The sequence below is a fragment of the Kribbella sp. NPDC051770 genome (genome assembly GCF_040681455.1).
Taxonomy (GTDB): domain Bacteria; phylum Actinomycetota; class Actinomycetes; order Propionibacteriales; family Kribbellaceae; genus Kribbella.
Map to the genome: position 1 here is coordinate 559,936 of NZ_JBFAYT010000001.1, position 16,297 is coordinate 576,232.

Here is a 16,297-nt window from a genome sequence, read left to right on the forward strand (position 1 = left end):
CAAGGTGGATCTCAGCTTGCGGCTGCTGCAGGCGCTGGTGGCGGTGGCTCAGGAAGGCAGCATGACCCGGGCCGGTACGCGCCTGAACCTCACCCAGCAAGCGGTCAGCAGCCAGATCCGGCAGCTCGAACGGGTGGTCGGTACGGCGCTGGTAGAGCGCCAGTCCTCGGGGATCGAGCTGACTCCGGCCGGGCAGGTCGTGCTCAAGCAGGGCGAGGCGCTGCTGTCCGCGGCCGAGGCGATGGTGGCCGAAGCGCGCCAGGTTTCCACCGGTCGGCCGGAGCCGTTGCGGATCGCGTTCAAGGCGCAGAGCACGGCGCACTTCATGCCCGCGGTCGAGGCCGCGCTGTGCCGGCAGGCGCCGGACCTGCGGGTCGAGCCGATCGCCGTCCACACGCTGCCCGACGAGCTCGCGGCGGTCGTCGAGCACCGGGCGGACGCCGCGTTCCTGTGGCTGCCGATCGGTGACGACCCGCGGTTCGCGATCCATCCGCTGCTCAAGGAGGAGCGCTGGGTGGCGCTGCCGCCCGGGCACCCGCTGTCCTCGCGGTGGTCGCTGACCATCGCCGACCTCGCGGACGTCCCGGTGATCGGGCCACGGGACAACATGCCGGACGCCGTCGTCTCGTTCTGGTTCATCGACCCACGCCCCGACGGTCGGCGGGCGATTTTCGGCCCGCAGGCACGGACCCCGGAGGAGTGCCTGCACCTGGTCGCCGCCGGGCATGGTTGCTGGATCGCCCCGGCGTCGACGGTCACGTACTTCGCCCACCCACGCCTGGTCTGGCTGCCGCTGGTCGACGCCCTGCCGAACGAGCTGGCGATCGTCTGGCTACGGGACAACCCGAACCCGTACCTGAACCTGCTGCTGCAGGAAACCCGCAAGGTCGCAGTAGCCGCCGACCCCCGCGGCTGACCCCCGGCGCGCGGGAGCGCGGAAGCGCGAGAAGCAGCAAGCGCGGGAGCGCGGGTGCGGGGTGCGGGGTGCGGGGGGTGCGCGGAGCGCGGGGTGCGCGGGAGCGCGGTGGACGTGCCGAGGGGCGGCATCCTGGTGGATGCCGCCCCTCGGGTGCAGCTTCGCTGGTCCGGGCCCCTGCTCCGCGGACCGCGGTCAGCTGCTGGTCGGGCTGGGCGCGGCGCCTGGAGATCGGCTCCGGCCGCGTCAGCCGGTTGTACTAGGCCGCCGGCCGGCCGGACCTGAGGGTCCGGCCGGTGGATCGGCGTCCGGGTGGATCAGACCAGACGGGCGAGGGTGAGGCGCGCCTTTGCGCTGGCCCTCTCCGCGCGCCGGGTGGCCCGCTCGGCCTGCTTCTGCGCCCGCGCGACCTGGGTCGCGAGGCGGAAGCGCCGGTTCTGCTCGGCGTCGTTCAGCAAGGAACGACAGTGGGCCCGAGCGAGATCTTCCTGAAGTAAGTTCATCTGAGTGCTCCTGTGAGTGCGGTTCGGGTTCATGGTTCGAGTCTCGATTCGGATGGGTGGATCAGGCGGCGGTCACGGTGTCGCTCTTGCGGGGACGTCCACGGGGACGCTTGCGCGGCACGACCACCCCCTGGACGAACAGCTGGCCTCCCCACACCCCCCAGGGCTCGGAGCGCTCCAGCGCACCGGCCAGGCACTCGGCCTGCAACGGGCAGGTCGTGCAGAGAGACTTCGCGTACTCCACGTCCGACGGGGACTCTGCGAAGAAGAGTTCTGGCGCGTAGGACCGACAGGGCAGGTCCTGCGACGTTGCCACCTCGGTGAATGCATCGAGGAAGCTAACGCTCATTCCGGTCACCTCCTAGTGACTGTCTTGCTGATCTCTTGTCGTCCGAACCGGCCACCGGTTGGTGGCCGGCAAACTGTGGGCTGACAAACAAAAAGGCCGCGGGACCCTTGGTGGGTTCCGCGGCCTCGGAGGTGCCGGCTGACTTCGAGAGTCAGACCGGTGGACTCCAAGATCGAGAACCCGAACCGCCACGCTTCACATCACCGACAGCTCCGCCCTGGATCGGGGCGTAGGCCTTGGCCGTGAGAACAACGGTCTCGACGTGCAGACGCGAAGCGGCACCCGGGATCAGGGCGCACGGCAGCGTGCTACCGACGAACTTCGGCTTCATCGTCATGTTCGTGATCATTTCCCAGGCACCTCCTCTCGTTGTCGCGAACGGGCGGCAAGCTCGATCGCTGTAGTTTGAAGTTTTCGGCCACACCGGTGACCGCAGAAAGAACAGTACGCCGAGGCGCGCGAGCCCCGCAAACTATTTAACGGCAGTTTCTGACATTGGCCGGAAGCTGCCGCCGCGAGGCCCCGAAGTCACCGCTCGGGCCCGCTCGGCGGCACGCTCCGGCGCCCTGTCCGCACGCTCCGAATTCGTTGCCTCGGTCATCCAAGTGCCGCGCTGTCTGCTGTCGGCAGAAGCGCTTCGTCCATCGTGCGCCGCGGACCCTCAACCCTGCAACAGAATTCAACTACTGCCGGGTGCAGATCACGATCACCGGTTCGCCGTACTTCGTCAGCTTGGTCCGCCCGATACCCGGGATCCGGAGCAGCTCGCGCTCGTCGGTGGGCCGGGCCTCGGCGATCGCGGTCAGCGTGGCGTCGGTGAAGATCACGAACGCCGGGACGCTCTCCTGCGCGGCCCGCTCGGCGCGCCAGGCCAGCAGCGCGTCGTACAGCTGCTGGTCCATCGTCGACGGGCAGTCCTCGCAGCGGCCGAGCTTGCGAGCGCCGGCGTCGAGCAGGCCGCGGCCGCAGACCCGGCACTTCGGGATCGGCTTGTCCGTCCGCTCCCTCCCGGTCCGGCCGTTCGGCTGCCACTCCTGCGCCGCCGGACGGGAGGACCCGCGGACGCCGACCGGGTCCAGGAACCGCGTCGGGCCCCTGGTCCCGCGGCCGCCCGGCGAGCGCGACGTCGACCAGCTGACGAACAGCTGCTGCTTGGCCCGCGTCACCCCGACGTAGAAGAGCCGCCGCTCCTCCTCCACCTGGGCCGGGGTCTGGGCGTAGCTGATCGGCAGGGTCCCCTCGTGGGCCCCGACGATGAACACGCACTCCCACTCCAGGCCCTTGGCCGTGTGCAGCGTCGCCAGCGTGACCCCCTCGGCCAGCGGCGCGTGCTGGATGGAGGCGCGCCGGTCGAGCTCGGTCATCAGGTCGACCAGCCCGGCCTCGGGATGCGCCTTGGCGAAGTCGGCCGCCATCGTCACCAGCGCGCTCAGCGACTCCCAGCGGTCCCGCACCGCGCCCTTGCCGGCCGGCGGCTCCAGCGTCCACCCGGCACCACCCAGTACGCCGCGGACCGTCTCCTGCAGGTCGTCGCCCGGGTCGCCGCCCTTCACCTGGCCGCGCAGCAGCATCGCCGCCTGCCGGATCTCCGGTCGCTCGAAGAACCGCTCCGCACCCTTCAGCACGGCCGGGATCTTCCGCTCGGCCAGCGCCTGCTCGAAGTTCTCCGACTGGGCGTTGGTCCGGAAGAGCACCGCGATGTCGCGCAGCGCGACCCCCTCGTCGGTGAGCCGCTGGACCGCTCGCGCCACGGCGTCCGCCTCGGCGACCTCGTCGGAGTACTCCCGGTAGACCGGCGACGGCCCGGGCTCGAGCTGCGAGCGCAGCGTCACCCGGCCGGGCAGCCCGGCCGGCCCGGCGGCGTCGAGGATCTTGTTCGCCACGTCGACGACCTGCGGGGTGGACCGGTAGTCGCGGACCAGCTTGATCACGTTCGCGTTCGGGTGCTTGGAGGCGAACCGGACCAGGTTCTCCGGATCCGCGCCGGCCCAGGAGTAGATGGTCTGGGCCGGGTCGCCGACCACGCAGACGTCGTCGCGGCCGCCGAGCCACAGGTCGAGCAGGCTCTGCTGCAGCGGGCTGACGTCCTGGTACTCGTCGACGACGAAGGTCCGGTACTGGCGGCGGATCTCGGCCGCGACCCGCTCGTCCTCGGCCAGCAGCGCGACCGCGCAGAGCAGCACGTCCTCCAGGTCGATCCGGCCGCGCTCCAGCTTCACGTCCTCGTACGCCGCGAACACGCGCGCGATCGTGGCCGGGTCGAACGCGGCCAGCGCGCGCCCGGACCGCGGCGCGATCCGCGCGTAGTCGTCGGGCCGGACGTTGCTGACCTTGGCCCACTCGACCTCGCCGGCCAGGTCGCGCAGCGCGGGCGTGTCGACGCGGACCCGGCAGCGCCCGGCCGCCTCGGTGAGCAGCGGGAACTTGCGGTCGGCGATCGGTGGCAGCTCCGAGCCGTACACCTTGGGCCAGAAGAAGCGGGCCTGGCGCAGCGCCGCGGAGTGGAAGGTACGGGCCTGGACGCCGTCCGCACCGAGCTGGCCGAGCCGGCCACGCATCTCACCGGCCGCGCGCTGGGTGAAGGTCACCGCCAGCACCCGGACCGGGTCGTAGGTGCCGGTCCGTACGCCGTACGCGATCCGGTGGGTGATCGCCCGGGTCTTGCCCGTCCCCGCTCCGGCCATCACCACGACCGGGCCGTGCAGCGCGGTGGCGACGGCGCGCTGCTCGGGGTCGAGGGCCTCCAGCAGCTCGTCGGCCGAGCGGCTCGCAACGGCTCGTGTGATGTCACTCACGCGCTGAGACATGCGGGAACAGGACCCCTGACGTCGTGGTTCTCCGATAGGACGGGGACAACCCTAGACGGGACGACTGACAAGTCGCCCACGACAGAGACGGAGCGGGCCACGATGGCGGCATTCACGATGTACTCGACCCCTTGGTGCGGTTACTGCCACCGCCTGAAGGGCCAGCTCAAGCGGGCCGGCATCGAGTTCACCGAGGTCGACATCGAGCAGACCCCGGGCGCGGCCGAGATCGTCGAGAAGATCAACAACGGCAACCAGACCGTCCCGACGGTGGTGTTCCCCGACGGGACCGCGATGACCAACCCGAGCCTCGCGCAGGTCGCGGAGAAGCTCGTCGCCTAGCCGGTGCGCGCCGGGCGCTGGGTCACCAGCTGCCCGGCAGCTCCTCGCCGTACCAGCCTTCGATCAGGCGGCGCGAGATCGAGATGTTGCCCGGCAGCGCCAGCGTCTGGTCGGCGATCTGCGCGGCCAGGTCGGCCCGGCTGAACCAGCGGGCGTCGACGATCTCGTCGTCGTCCACCTCGATCGCGAAACCGGTCGCCTTCGCGTAGTAGCCGAGCATCAGGCTCTGCGGCAGCGGCCACGGCTGCGAACCGGCGTACTCGACGTCGTCGCCGATCACGACGCCGGTCTCCTCCAGCACCTCACGCCGTACGGCGGCCTCGAGCGACTCGCCCGGCTCGACGAACCCGGCGAGCGTCGAGTAGCGGCCCTCGGGCCAGTTCTCGTTGCGGCCGAGCAGGGCGCGGTCCTGGTCGTCGGTGACCAGCACGATGATGGCCGGGTCGCTGCGCGGGAAGTGGTGCATCCCGCAGTTGGGGCACTCGCGGACGTGCCCGGCGTTGGTGACCACGGTGTGCTCGCCGCAGTTCGAGCAGTGCGTGTTGATCGCGTGCCAGTTCGCCAGGCCGACCAGGTTGACCGCGATCCCGGCCTCGCGGTCGTCCAGCACGCCGCCGATCTCCCGCAGCCCGCCGTACGCCGGCTCCGGCTCGCCCGGGACCAGTACGCCGAACACGGCGCGCCCGTCAGCCGTCCGCCCGGCGCCGGCCTCGCGGTCGATGCCGAGGAAGATCCGCTCACCCTCCGGCGCCGCCTCGGGCGCGACGAAGCTGAGCGCCGTACGGGCCTCGTCGAGCGCCAGCCGGTCACCCATCAGCAGCGCGACCTGGGTGTCCGGAGCGGCCCACGCCTTGGCCAGCCACTCGTCGTCGCGTCTGCGGTCGGCCGCCCGGTCGAGCACGGAACGGGACAGCGCGAGCGAAGCTGGATCGATCGAAAAGGCCACAGCTGCAACCTATCCCGGACGGCAACCGTGAGAGCATCCCGGCATGAGTATTCACATCGCCGCCGAGAAGGGACAGATCGCTCCCCGCGTGCTGTTCCCCGGTGACCCGCTGCGGGCGCAGTGGATCGCCGAGACCTACCTGACGGACGTGATCCGGTACAACGAGGTCCGGAACATGTTCGGCTTCACCGGGACCTACAAGGGCGAACGGGTTTCCGTCCAGGGCTCCGGGATGGGTCAGCCGTCGGCCTCCATCTACGCCAACGAGCTGTTCGCCGAGTACGACGTCCAGACCCTGATCCGGGTCGGCACCTGCGGGGCGCTGACCGAGAAGGTGAAGATCCGCGACGTGATCGTCGCGATGTCGGCCAGCACCGACTCGCAGATGAACCGGCTGCGCTTCCACGGCATCGACTACGCGCCGACCGCCGACTACCAGCTGCTGCGCGCCGCCGCCGACGCCGCGTCCGCAGCGGGGCTGAACGTGCACGTCGGCCAGGTGTTCTCCGGCGACCTGTTCTACAACGACCGCCCCGACCTGGTCTCGCGGACCGCCGAGTACGGCGTCCTGGGGATCGAGATGGAGGCCTCGGCGCTCTACACGCTGGCCGCCAAGTTCGGCCGCCGCGCGCTCGGCATCATGACCGTGTCGGACCACCTGATCACCAAGGAGGAGACGTCGGCCGAGGAGCGCCAGACCACCTTCTCCGAGATGATCACGATCGCGCTCGACGCGGCCGTCGAGGTGCCGGTCTGAAGCGGTACGCCGTCACCTTGGTGAGCACTGCCCTGCTCATCGGTACCACGGCCTGCTCCAGCGACGACAAGACGTCCGGTGAGGCTCCGGCTGCTGCGGCGGCCGGTCAAACGAGTACTACCCCGTCGGCCGCGGCCGACATCCCCGCTGCCGAGGTGGTCACCGGTCTGACCGGCGCCGGCTACAAGTGCGGCCGCGACGGCGACTACGCCATCTGTACGACGGGCCCGGTGGCCGTCTGGGTGCTGACCGGCGACCACAAGCGGGCGCCGGTGATCTCGCTGCACTCGCTCGGCAGCGCCGCGACCGCCACCAGCGAGATCGGCAAGGTGCTGCCGAAGGCACTGGAGATCGCGCACGTCGTACCGGCTGCGCCGATCGTCGAGTGGTTCGGTCAGCAGTCGGGGAAGACCACGGCGCAGGTCGTCGAAGGCGACTGGCAGGTGGAGCTGTCGGTGGAGGTGGACACCGAGGAACCTGGTGCGCACCTGTCGCTGATGGACCGGCTGTGCAAGGCCGACTGCACGGCTGAGTAGTGCTGTGGGGGTGCCACCTGCTGGTGTGGTGGTGGCACCCCGCTGGGCTCTTGCTCGTGTGCTGGTGCGCTGGCAGCTCCCCGCTGGTCGCTAGCCAGTGCGCCGCGCGGCTCGCGCTCGGCTCAGCTGCTGCCGGACCCCGCCGCAGACGACGCCACGACGATGCTGGCCGTCACAGCGGCCTGCATCTCCTGCACCGCTCGCCGTACGGCTTCAGCGGCCCACTCCGACTGCGCGATCTCCTTGGCCCGCCGCTTCAACGCCCGCTTGTCGACCGCATCGGTGACAACCTTCGGCACCACGTTCAGCGCGCTCAGCAACGCGATCAGCGCACCGGTCCGCTCATCCGGCGGAGTACCGAGCTTCAGCACCTGCTCCAGCGCCGCCCGCACCTCCGCCTCGTGCCGAGCATCCTTCGCCGGCCACCGCGTCACCGGGAACAACCCGAGCACCTTGGCGTCCTCGGCCTGCAGGATCCCCCGCTCGGCCAACCGCCGCAGCAACGGCTCCCGCAGGTTCTTGGACACCTTCCGCATCGCGTCCTTCGGCCGCTTCCCCGCCTTGTCCACCAGCACCGCGAGCCGCTCGTCCAGCACCACGTCCCCGGTCGGCGAACCATCGAGCACCTTCAACCGCCCCGGCTTCCCCTCGTCCCGGTCGGTCGTGATGTCCACCTTCCCGAGCAACGTCAGCTCGACCACGACCGCCCCCGCCAGCCCGTAGTCCAACCCCGGCGACCCGGCCAACGGTTTACCGGTCTCGTCGTCGTACAGCAGCAGCAAGAGGTCCTCGGCGATCAACATGCCCCCAACGTAAGACCTCGCCCGCTCCCCCAACATCAGCCGCGCGGCTGATCCACCTACTCCTTCAGTAGTAGTCCGACGGGGCAACCCAGGGCAGATCGTGGGGCAACTCGGGGCAGATCACCGGATGCCCCGGGAAAGACCCCCGATTTGGCACTCCACGGCACGTCAGACAGCTGACGCTGGTCGCATGTCCACGAAGGAGGCACCATGGAAAGCGTGCAGACACTTGAGCCGGGCGGATTCACCCTGGCGGATCTCGACACCCTGCCTGACGACGGCATGCGCTACGAACTGGTCGACGGGCAGCTGCTGGTGACACCGGCACCACTTGCGATCCACCAACGGGTCGCCGGTCAGCTCTTCCTCCGGCTCCAACCGGCATGCCCTGAGGAACTCGAGGTGTTCTTTGCTCCTTTCGACTTCCGCCCGAACAAGCAGCGTTCTCTGCAGCCCGACCTCCTCGTCTGCCGCTCCGATGACATCGGTCCCCGAGGAGTTGAGTTCTGTCCGCTGCTGCTGGCGGTCGAGATCCTCTCGCCGAGCACGCGGATGACGGACCTGCTGCTCAAGCGCGCCCTGTACGAGGAGGCCGGCGTGACGTCGTACTGGCTGTTCGATCCCGAGGCGGAGGAGCTGACCGTACTCGAGCTCGTCGACGGAGCCTACGTCGAGCGGGCTGTAGCCAAGGGCAACGAGATCTTCCAGGCGGCGTTGCCGTTCGCCGTACCGGTGGTCCCGAGCGAGCTGGTGCGGCCCGTCAACGCCGGCTGACCGGGGCATCTCGGGGCAGATTGCGATCTGGCCTCCCCAGGAGCCGCTGCAGGCCTGACCGTTGACGTATGAGCGACGGTTCGGGGTGTGGGTGGGTGCCTGCGGGTGATCGGTTCACGGCAGCTGACCTGGGGAAGCTGCCGTGGGCCTTGGTGTGCGAGTTGGTGGATGGGGTTCTGGTGGCGGCGCCGCATGGTGGGGCGGCGCAGCAAGCAGTAGTACTGGAACTGGGTTTCCTCCTGCGCCGCAACAGCACGGCGCAGTTCCAGGTGATGGTGAGCCCGCAGTACCAACCCACCCCTCGAACCGTCCTCCAACCAGACGCGCTGGTCTGCCACGCCGGTCAGATCTCCAGCGGTCCGGTCAACTCCGCGGTCCAGCTGGTGGTGGAGGTGACCTCCGACGTCACCCGCACGATCGATCAGACCCTCAAGAAAACCTTGTACGAAACAGCAGGCATCCCCGCCTACTGGCTCGTCGACCCCGAAGCCCGGACGCTGACCGTCCGAGAACTTGCCCAAGGCAAATACAACGACCCGGTGGTGATCAATCCCACCGAAACCTACGAGACCGCCAAGCCGTTCCCGCTCACCGTCGTCCCCTCTGACCTCTTCCCCAAACCACAGCCCAGGGTCTGACGCCAAATCAACCGCCCGTCCGACCTTGCGCGGGGACGGGCCGCCGGAGAGGCTCGACCGTCGCAGGGGAGCGGCCGGGCCACCTCCGGTGTCAGCACCGGCACAGCCCTTGGTGGGTGCGGTATCGGCAGAGGTGGAGGCCGAGACAGCTCGTGGAAACTCCCGACGTGCTCACCGCACTCCCGTGATTCCTGCGCAGGTGTGGCGACAGTGCCGAAGTGAGGCACCGGGTGGTGTAGGGCGCCGGCGTGCGGCATCGGGTGGTGTAGAGCGCCGGGGTGCGACGTCAGGTGGTGTGGAGCACCGGTAGACGCGGCTCTTGCACCTGCTTCGGCAGGCGCGCCCCGACGGCTCGTGCTGCGCTCCCGCACGAGGTCATCGGCTTCCGGTCAGGCGTTCAGGAGGTCGATCAGCGCCTCTCGGGTGGGCAGGTTGTCGGGGCGGACCACGTCGCCGGTGCGGACGTAGTAGAACGCTGCTCCGACCTGGTGGAGGGGGAGGCCGACGAGTTCGGCCCAGGCGACTCGGTAGATGGCCAGCTGGAGGGGGTCGGCGGTTTCGGTGCGGCTGGTTTTCCAGTCGATGACGTCGTAGCCGCGGGAGCCGTCGGGGCGGACGGACTGGTAGACGGCGTCGATGCGGCCGCGGATGACGCGGCCGCCGATGGACAGGGCGAAGGGGGCCTCGATCTCGTACGGGGCGCGTTCGCCGTACGGGCCGACGCGGAAGGCGTCCATCAGTTCGGTGAGGTCGGTGTCGTCGACGATGCCCTCGTCGGCGGCGCCGGGGAGGTCGTCGGGGTCGATCAGGAACTGCTGGCCGAAGTAGCTCTCCACCCAGGCGTGGAAGCGGGTGCCGAAGCGGGCGGCGCGGTTGGGTTTGCGGGGCATCGGGCGGGCCAGTTCGGAGGCCAGGCCGTCGGGGTCCTTGGCGAGGCGCATGACCTGGGTCGCGGAGAGGGAGCGTGGAAGCTCGACGTCGTACGCCTTGCGGCTGCGGCTCTCCCGGGCCTCGGTGAGCAACCGCTCGATCTCCGAGTCCCAGCGGGCGACGGTCGCCTGCTCGTCCAGGAACAGCGATTCCTCGGCGTCCGCCGAAGGACCCTCGGAGCGCGACAGCTGGACCAGCGCCGCACCCTCCAGCCGTCGCTCGTACGCCGGGCGGTCGTACGGCGCCGGCCACGCGGCCTGCGTCTGCTCGGCCAGCTCGGGGTTCTCCTCCGAAAGCTCAGGCTGCGAGGCCCAGGAGACCACCCGCTCCCCCGCGTGCTGCTTCAGCACCTCCAGGTACGCCGACGGTCCGCGCGGCCGCTTCTGCGTCGGGCCCCACCAGTGCCCGGTCGCGATCAGCACCTCCTTCGCGCGCGTGAACGCGACGTACCCGAGGCGCCGTTCCTCCAGCGCGTTGACCTGCTTGCACTCCTCGGCGAACGCCTTCAGCCCGGCGTTCGACAGGTCGTGGAAGTCGGGCAGCGTGTCCGCGTCGCCGCGCAGCGGCCAGGGCAGCACCTTGGCGTTGGTCGTCCACTTGTCGCGCCCGCGGTCGGACGGGAACACCTTGTTCACCAGCGTCGGCACGAACACGACCGGCCACTCCAGGCCCTTCGACCGGTGCGTGGTGAGCAGCTTCACCGAGTCCGCCTCGCTCGGTACGGCGAGGTCGAGGCCCGCGGCGTACTCCTCCTCGGCCGCGAGGTAGGCCAGCAGCCCGTCCAGCGACCCGTCCGACTCGGTCGACACGAAGTTGCCCACGGCATCCAAAAACGCGGCCAGGTGATCACGCCGGCCGGAGTCGACATGATCCGGCGTCGCGGTCAGCTCGACGTCGAGCCCGATCGTGCTGATCACCCGGCGTACGAGGTCGAGCAGCGGCTCCCCCGCGTGCGCGCGCAGCTCGCGCAGCTCGGTGGACAGCTCCAGGAACCGCTCGAGCGCGTCCGCCGAGTACCCCCACGCAGCAGGTCCCGGATCGTCCACCGCCTCAGCAAGCGAGATCACCTCGGTCGAATCCATCCCCGCGACGGCCGCGTCCAGCGCCGCGACCAGGTCGTCAGCCGCGGGCCGGTCGCCTCCGTCGGCGAGCACCCGCGAGCGATTCGCCAGCAGCGCGAGGTCCCGGTGCCCGATCCGGAACCGCGGACCGGTCAGGATCCGCAGCATCGCGGCGTTCGCGGTCAGGTCGTTGACGGCCTGCAGCGTCGCGACCACGTCGACGACCTCGGGCAGCGCGAGCAGCCCGCCGAGCCCGACGACCTCGACCGGCACCTTGCGCGCGATCAGCGCCTCGTGCACCGCGGACAGGTCGACGTTCGTCCGCATCAGGATGCCGATGTCCTTCCACTTCCGGTTCGGCAGCTTGTGCGCGGCGACGATCGAGTCGGCGATCCACTCGATCTCCTGCGAGCGGGTCTCGAACAGCCCGACGGTGATCGCGCCCTCCGGCGCACCCTCGGGCGCTTCGAGCGGGATGACGCCGGGGTGCTGCTGGTACAGCTCGGTCGCGTGCTGGTTCGCGGCGGCGAGGATGCGGCTGCCGCAGCGCCGGTTGACACTCAGCACGTACCGCTGGGCGGGCGAGCCGTCGGCCTGCCGGAAGTGCTCGGGGAACTCGTCCAGGTTCGCGACCGAGGCGCCGCGCCAGCCGTAGATCGCCTGGCAGGGGTCGCCGACGGCGGTGACCGGGTGCCCGCGACCGGTCGACGGGTCCGCGCCCGCGAACAGCGCGGTCAGCATGCGTCGCTGCGAGACCGAGGTGTCCTGGTACTCGTCGAGCAGCACCACCTTGTACCGGCCGCGCTCGATCGCCGGGACCTCCGGGCACTCCTCCGCGAGCCTCGCGCCGAGCGCCATCTGGTCGGCGAAGTCGACGACACCGCGCTCGACCTTGTACGCCTGGTACTCCTCGACCAGCTGCACGATCTCACCGCGCTTCAACGCGGTCTCGGCGAGCTTCTTCACGTCGACGGTCTGCTTGCGCGCCGCCGCGACCTCCTGCCGGACGGCCTCGTCGTGGTCGCGGATGTCGTCGGCGCGCAGCAGGTGGTCGGCCAGCTCGCCGTCGAGCGCGAGCAGGCTGTTCACCAGCGTCGGTACGTGGTGCGACGCGTGCCGGATCGGCCCGGCCGAGCGCCGTACGACGCGCCCGGCGAGCTGGAAGCGGGTCGCGTCGGCCAGCACGCGCACGTCGGGCTCGAGCCCGAGCCGCAGGCCGTGCTCGGCGATCAGCGTGCCGGCGAAGGCGTGGTACGTCGAGACGACCGGCTCGCCGGGCTCCTCGGGCTCCCAGTTCGGGACGTTCTTGCGCAGGTGGGCGGCGAGCAGTGGATGCTGATCAGGCGGCAACGTCGAGCCCAGTACGCCGGCCTTGGTCAGGTCCTCGCGGATCCGCACGTCGAGCTCGTTGGCGGCCTTCTTGGTGAAGGTCAGCCCGAGCACCTCCTCGGGCTTCACCTGGCCGGTGCAGATCAGCCAGACGACGCGCGCGGCCATCGCCGTCGTCTTGCCGGATCCGGCGCCGGCGACGATCACCCCAGGAGCCAACGGCGCGGTGATCGCCTCCAGCTGCTGGTCGCTGAAAGGGATCCCCAGCAGTTCGACCAGGTCGGCGGTGGTTTCCAGCTTGGCGGCAGCCATCAGACGATCTCCCGGCCTTCAGGCTGGATAGGACACAGACCCCGTACGTCGCACCGCGTGCACCCGTCGTTGCGCTTGGCGGTGAACTCCTCCGAGCGGACCATCGCCTCCGCGTTCTCGACGGCCTCGTCGAGCCAGGTGCGGCCCTCCTCGTCAGGCTCCAGCGGCGCCTGCCCCTGGACCTTCGGGAGGCCGATGTCGTCGTGCCGCAGCTGCACCAGCTCGGCGCCACCGCTCTCGGCGTCCTCGCCGAGGAGCTTCAGCTGGCGGGAGGCGATCGCGCGCTGGTAGATGGCCAGCTGGACATGCCGCTCCAGCGCGGGCTTGGTCGGGACCGTGCGCCCGGTCTTCAGGTCGATGACGCGGATCTTTCCGTCGCCGTCCTGCTCGATGCGGTCCATCCGGCCCTTGACCTGGACGCCGGGCTTCTCCTCGTCGGGGAGCATCACGCTGAAGTCGACCTCGGAGCCGACCAGTCGCCGGTCCGGGCGGCCCTGGTGCCACGCGACGAAGCGGCGCAGCGCCTGCTCGGCCTCGACCCGCTCGCGGTCCGAGATCCACGACGACTCGAACTCGAGCTGCGTCCACACCTTGTCGAGCCAGCCGTTCAGCTCGTCGGCGTCCGGTGGCAGCGTCCCGGTCGCGACCGCGTCGGCCAGCGTGTGCAGCACCATGCCGAACCCGATCGCCGACGTACTCGGTGTCTCCCCACCGGCCTTCCGCTGCAGGAACCACCGCAGCGGGCAGTCCACGATCGTCGTCAGCGCGCTCCCGGACAATGGCACCGGCTCGTCGTCAACAGCGATCGGCACCTCCGACCGCGTCCGCTCCCGCACACCCCACCAGCGCTCCGGCTCGGCCGTCGGGACCAGCGCATACCCCCGCTCGTCTTCGGCGTCTGCCAGCTGAGCGAGCCGATCCGCCGCGACCCGCTTCAACGCAGGCGACGACGCCGGATCGGCCAGCACGCACCGCAGATCAGCAACCAGACCCGGCAACGACAACGGCCGCCGCGGCCGGCCGGCGACCAGCTTCAAAGGAATGTCCAGCTCCGCCAGCAACCGCGACGGTTGATCCCCGTCCGCCTCCGGCGCCTGCACGGCGGTCACGATCAGCCGCTCCCGCGCCCGCGTGATCGCGACGTAGAACAACCGCCGCTCCTCGGCCAGGATCGCTCCCGCCGACAAAGGCTCGACCAGCCCGTCCGGCCCCAACCGGTCCGGCTCCAGCAACGACCCCCGCCGCCGCAGGTCAGGCCACTGCCCCTCCTGCACACTCGCGACGACAACCAGCCGCCACTGCAGCCCCTTCGACCGGTGCGCCGTCATCAGCTGTACGCCGGCCTCCCGGTACGTCGCGTCGTACCGGTTGTCGGCCGCGATGTCGAGGTTCTCCAGCTCGCTCAGGAACGCCGAGACGCCCTTGAACCCGACCTGCTCCTCGGCTCGCCCGGCCGCGTCGAACAGCGCGCACAGCGAGTCGAGGTCCCGGTTCGCCGCCCGCGCCACCTCGCCGCCGCTGTTCGCCTGGCCGCGGAGCCGGCGCAGCCACGGCGACTCCGACCACAGCGACCACATCACCTCGTCCGGCGCGGCGCCGGCGTTCACGATGTTCCTTGCCTTGAGCAACCTCTCGCCGAGCGCCACGAACCGCGCCTCGGCCGGGGACGCCTGCTCGTCGAGCAGCAGCGGGTCGAGCATCGCCTCCCGGAGCAGCTCGTCCGACGACCGCGGCAGCCGTTGGCCGCCGGCGATCTCGCGGTCCCGCTTCCGCAGTACGCGCGCAAGCCGCCGCAGCTGCCCTGCGTCCATCGCCCCCAACGGCGACAGCGCCAGCGCCCGGACGACGTCGACCGTCAACGTCGAAGGATCAGCCACCGCACGCAGCGCCAGCAGCATCGGCCGTACGGCGGGCTCCCGCGACAGCGGCAGCTCGTCACCGGCCACGTCGACCGGAATCCCGGCCGCCGCCAGCGCGCGCCGCAGCGGCGGGATCGAGATGCTCCCGGAGCGCACCAGCACGGCCATCTCGTGCCAGCCGACGCCGTCCTGCACGTGCGCGCGGCGCAGCAGGTCGGCGATGTGCTCGAGCTCGGCGCCGCTGGTCGAGTACAGGTTCGCCTCGACCTTGCCCGGGCCGAAGACGCAGCCGCTCGCATCCGGGTTGCGGAAGCGGTCGAAGGTGTCGCGGTCCAGCGTGCCCGGGACGCCGAGCCGGTTCACCACGTTGCGCGAGACGCGCAGCAGCGTCGTACCGAACCGGCGGGTCGTGGCCAGCGCGATCTGCGCCGCAGGCTCCCCGGACGCCGTCGGGAACTCCTCGGTGAAGCGCAGCAGCCCGCGCACGTCGGCCCCGCGGAACGTGTAGATCGACTGGTCCGGATCGCCCACGACGACCAGGTCCCGGCCGTCGCCCGCGATCGCCTGCAGCAGCTTGGTCTGCCCGGGATCGGTGTCCTGGTACTCGTCGACGAAGACGACCTTGAACTCCTCGCGCAGCTTGGCCTGGACCTGCGGCTGCTGGGCCAGGATCACCGCGCGGTGGATCAGCTCGGAGTAGTCCAGCACCTGCTCGTGGTCGAGGATCTGCAGGTACTCCTCGAAGAAGTCGCCGACCGCGACCCACTCCGGCCGGCTCGCCGACTGACCGATCGCGGACAGGTCCTCCGGGTCGAGCCCGAGCTGGCGCGCCTTGCCGATCACGGCCTGCACCTCGTCGGTGAAGCCGCGCGTCTTGAGCGCCGGGTGCAGGCTCGACGGCCAGTGCACGACGCCGACCTCGCGGCTCCCGCCGAGCACCTCGCTCAGCCGCAGCGACTGCTCCGGCCCCGACGGCAGCCGCAGCGGTACGTCGAACGCGTCGGCCGGCGTGAACCGCCGCAGCAGCGCGTAGCAGAACGAGTGGAACGTCATCGACGGCATCACGCGCGTCGTCTTGCCGAGCCGCCCGGTGATCCGGTCCCGCAGCTCGGTCGCGGCCTTCCGCCCGAACGTCAGCACCAGCACCTGGTCGGGGCTCAGCCCGCGGTTGGCGACCCGGTCGACGACGGCCTCGACCAGCGTCGTCGTCTTCCCCGTCCCCGGCCCCGCCAGCACGAGCAGCGGCCCACCCGGGTGATCGACCACCGACTGCTGATCAGCGTCCAGAACCGGCGCAGGGGAAGGCCCTTCCGCTCGCCCTGCCGACTTCACCAGCCGATACCGGGACCCTGTTCTGCTGACCACTCCCCCATCCCATCAGACGCCACCGACAAACCCCGCAACACACCCCGAAGGCCTGCGCCGACGGTCGCTC

13 protein-coding genes are annotated in these 16,297 nt (G+C 70.5%); 6 read left to right on the plus strand and 7 right to left on the minus strand.

Going from position 1 to position 16,297, the window contains the following annotated elements; all coding sequences use genetic code 11:
- Nucleotides 1-4: 4 nt before the first annotated feature.
- Entirely contained in the window at nt 5-916 is a 912-nt protein-coding gene (locus AB0M01_RS02630) for a LysR family transcriptional regulator (RefSeq protein ID WP_363665106.1), read from the plus strand.
- Nucleotides 917-1,233: 317 nt separating this feature from the next.
- On the opposite strand, the gene AB0M01_RS02635 is transcribed toward AB0M01_RS02630, so the two are convergent.
- The 3 genes from AB0M01_RS02635 to AB0M01_RS02645 form a co-directional block, all read right to left on the minus strand.
- The gene (locus AB0M01_RS02635; RefSeq protein WP_184797048.1) at nt 1,234-1,419 is read right to left on the minus strand and encodes a hypothetical protein; all 186 of its coding nucleotides are present in this window, start codon (nt 1,417-1,419) and stop codon (nt 1,234-1,236) included.
- A 61-nt stretch (nt 1,420-1,480) separates the two neighbouring features.
- Nucleotides 1,481-1,768 (minus strand): WhiB family transcriptional regulator, encoded by a 288-nt coding sequence (locus AB0M01_RS02640; protein ID WP_344179750.1) that lies wholly within the window; start codon nt 1,766-1,768, stop codon nt 1,481-1,483.
- Nucleotides 1,769-2,451: 683 nt separating this feature from the next.
- Complete coding sequence (locus AB0M01_RS02645) at nt 2,452-4,575, minus strand: ATP-dependent DNA helicase UvrD2 (RefSeq protein WP_363665107.1); 2,124 nt, start codon at nt 4,573-4,575, stop codon at nt 2,452-2,454.
- 102 nt (nt 4,576-4,677) lie between these two features.
- Between AB0M01_RS02645 and AB0M01_RS02650 the strand changes: the two genes are divergently transcribed.
- On the plus strand, nt 4,678-4,917 hold the full coding sequence (locus AB0M01_RS02650; protein ID WP_363665108.1) for a mycoredoxin: 240 nt from the start codon (nt 4,678-4,680) through the stop codon (nt 4,915-4,917).
- Nucleotides 4,918-4,939: 22 nt separating this feature from the next.
- Here the strand turns inward: AB0M01_RS02650 and nudC are convergent, their stop codons facing one another.
- Complete coding sequence (gene nudC, locus AB0M01_RS02655; protein ID WP_363665109.1) at nt 4,940-5,863, minus strand: NAD(+) diphosphatase; 924 nt, start codon at nt 5,861-5,863, stop codon at nt 4,940-4,942.
- A gap of 43 nt (nt 5,864-5,906) precedes the next feature.
- Here nudC and deoD point away from each other — a divergent pair, with 43 nt between their 5' ends.
- Complete coding sequence (deoD, locus tag AB0M01_RS02660; RefSeq protein ID WP_363665110.1) at nt 5,907-6,620, plus strand: purine-nucleoside phosphorylase; 714 nt, start codon at nt 5,907-5,909, stop codon at nt 6,618-6,620.
- 20 nt (nt 6,621-6,640) lie between these two features.
- Nucleotides 6,641-7,156, plus strand: coding sequence for a hypothetical protein (locus AB0M01_RS02665; protein ID WP_363665111.1), 516 nt, complete (start codon nt 6,641-6,643; stop codon nt 7,154-7,156).
- 122 nt (nt 7,157-7,278) lie between these two features.
- On the opposite strand, the gene AB0M01_RS02670 is transcribed toward AB0M01_RS02665, so the two are convergent.
- Entirely contained in the window at nt 7,279-7,959 is a 681-nt protein-coding gene (locus tag AB0M01_RS02670) for a GPP34 family phosphoprotein (protein WP_363665112.1), read from the minus strand.
- Between the two features lie 210 nt (nt 7,960-8,169).
- Between AB0M01_RS02670 and AB0M01_RS02675 the strand changes: the two genes are divergently transcribed.
- Nucleotides 8,170-8,733, plus strand: coding sequence for a Uma2 family endonuclease (locus AB0M01_RS02675; RefSeq protein WP_363665113.1), 564 nt, complete (start codon nt 8,170-8,172; stop codon nt 8,731-8,733).
- Between the two features lie 68 nt (nt 8,734-8,801).
- The gene (locus AB0M01_RS02680) at nt 8,802-9,371 is read left to right on the plus strand and encodes a Uma2 family endonuclease (protein ID WP_363665114.1); all 570 of its coding nucleotides are present in this window, start codon (nt 8,802-8,804) and stop codon (nt 9,369-9,371) included.
- A 389-nt stretch (nt 9,372-9,760) separates the two neighbouring features.
- On the opposite strand, the gene AB0M01_RS02685 is transcribed toward AB0M01_RS02680, so the two are convergent.
- A complete protein-coding gene (locus AB0M01_RS02685; RefSeq protein WP_363665115.1) occupies nt 9,761-13,003 on the minus strand; it encodes an ATP-dependent DNA helicase in 3,243 nt (1,080 codons plus the stop codon).
- A complete protein-coding gene (locus AB0M01_RS02690; protein WP_363665116.1) occupies nt 13,003-16,227 on the minus strand; it encodes an ATP-dependent DNA helicase in 3,225 nt (1,074 codons plus the stop codon). Before AB0M01_RS02690 ends, AB0M01_RS02685 begins: the two co-directional genes overlap by 1 nt.
- Between the last annotated feature and the right edge of the window lie 70 nt (nt 16,228-16,297).

Bases quoted from the DNA above. Each gene is read 5' to 3' on its own strand.
- AB0M01_RS02635 (WP_184797048.1), bottom strand. From the start codon at position 1,419: ATGAACTTACTTCAGGAAGATCTCGCTCGGGCCCACTGTCGTTCCTTG.
- AB0M01_RS02640 (WP_344179750.1), bottom strand. From the start codon at position 1,768: ATGAGCGTTAGCTTCCTCGATGCATTCACCGAGGTGGCAACGTCGCAG.
- AB0M01_RS02645 (WP_363665107.1), bottom strand. From the start codon at position 4,575: ATGTCTCAGCGCGTGAGTGACATCACACGAGCCGTTGCGAGCCGCTCG.
- AB0M01_RS02650 (WP_363665108.1), top strand. From the start codon at position 4,678: ATGGCGGCATTCACGATGTACTCGACCCCTTGGTGCGGTTACTGCCAC.
- deoD (WP_363665110.1), top strand. From the start codon at position 5,907: ATGAGTATTCACATCGCCGCCGAGAAGGGACAGATCGCTCCCCGCGTG.
- AB0M01_RS02670 (WP_363665112.1), bottom strand. From the start codon at position 7,959: ATGTTGATCGCCGAGGACCTCTTGCTGCTGCTGTACGACGACGAGACC.
- AB0M01_RS02675 (WP_363665113.1), top strand. From the start codon at position 8,170: ATGGAAAGCGTGCAGACACTTGAGCCGGGCGGATTCACCCTGGCGGAT.
- AB0M01_RS02680 (WP_363665114.1), top strand. From the start codon at position 8,802: ATGAGCGACGGTTCGGGGTGTGGGTGGGTGCCTGCGGGTGATCGGTTC.
- AB0M01_RS02685 (WP_363665115.1), bottom strand. From the start codon at position 13,003: ATGGCTGCCGCCAAGCTGGAAACCACCGCCGACCTGGTCGAACTGCTG.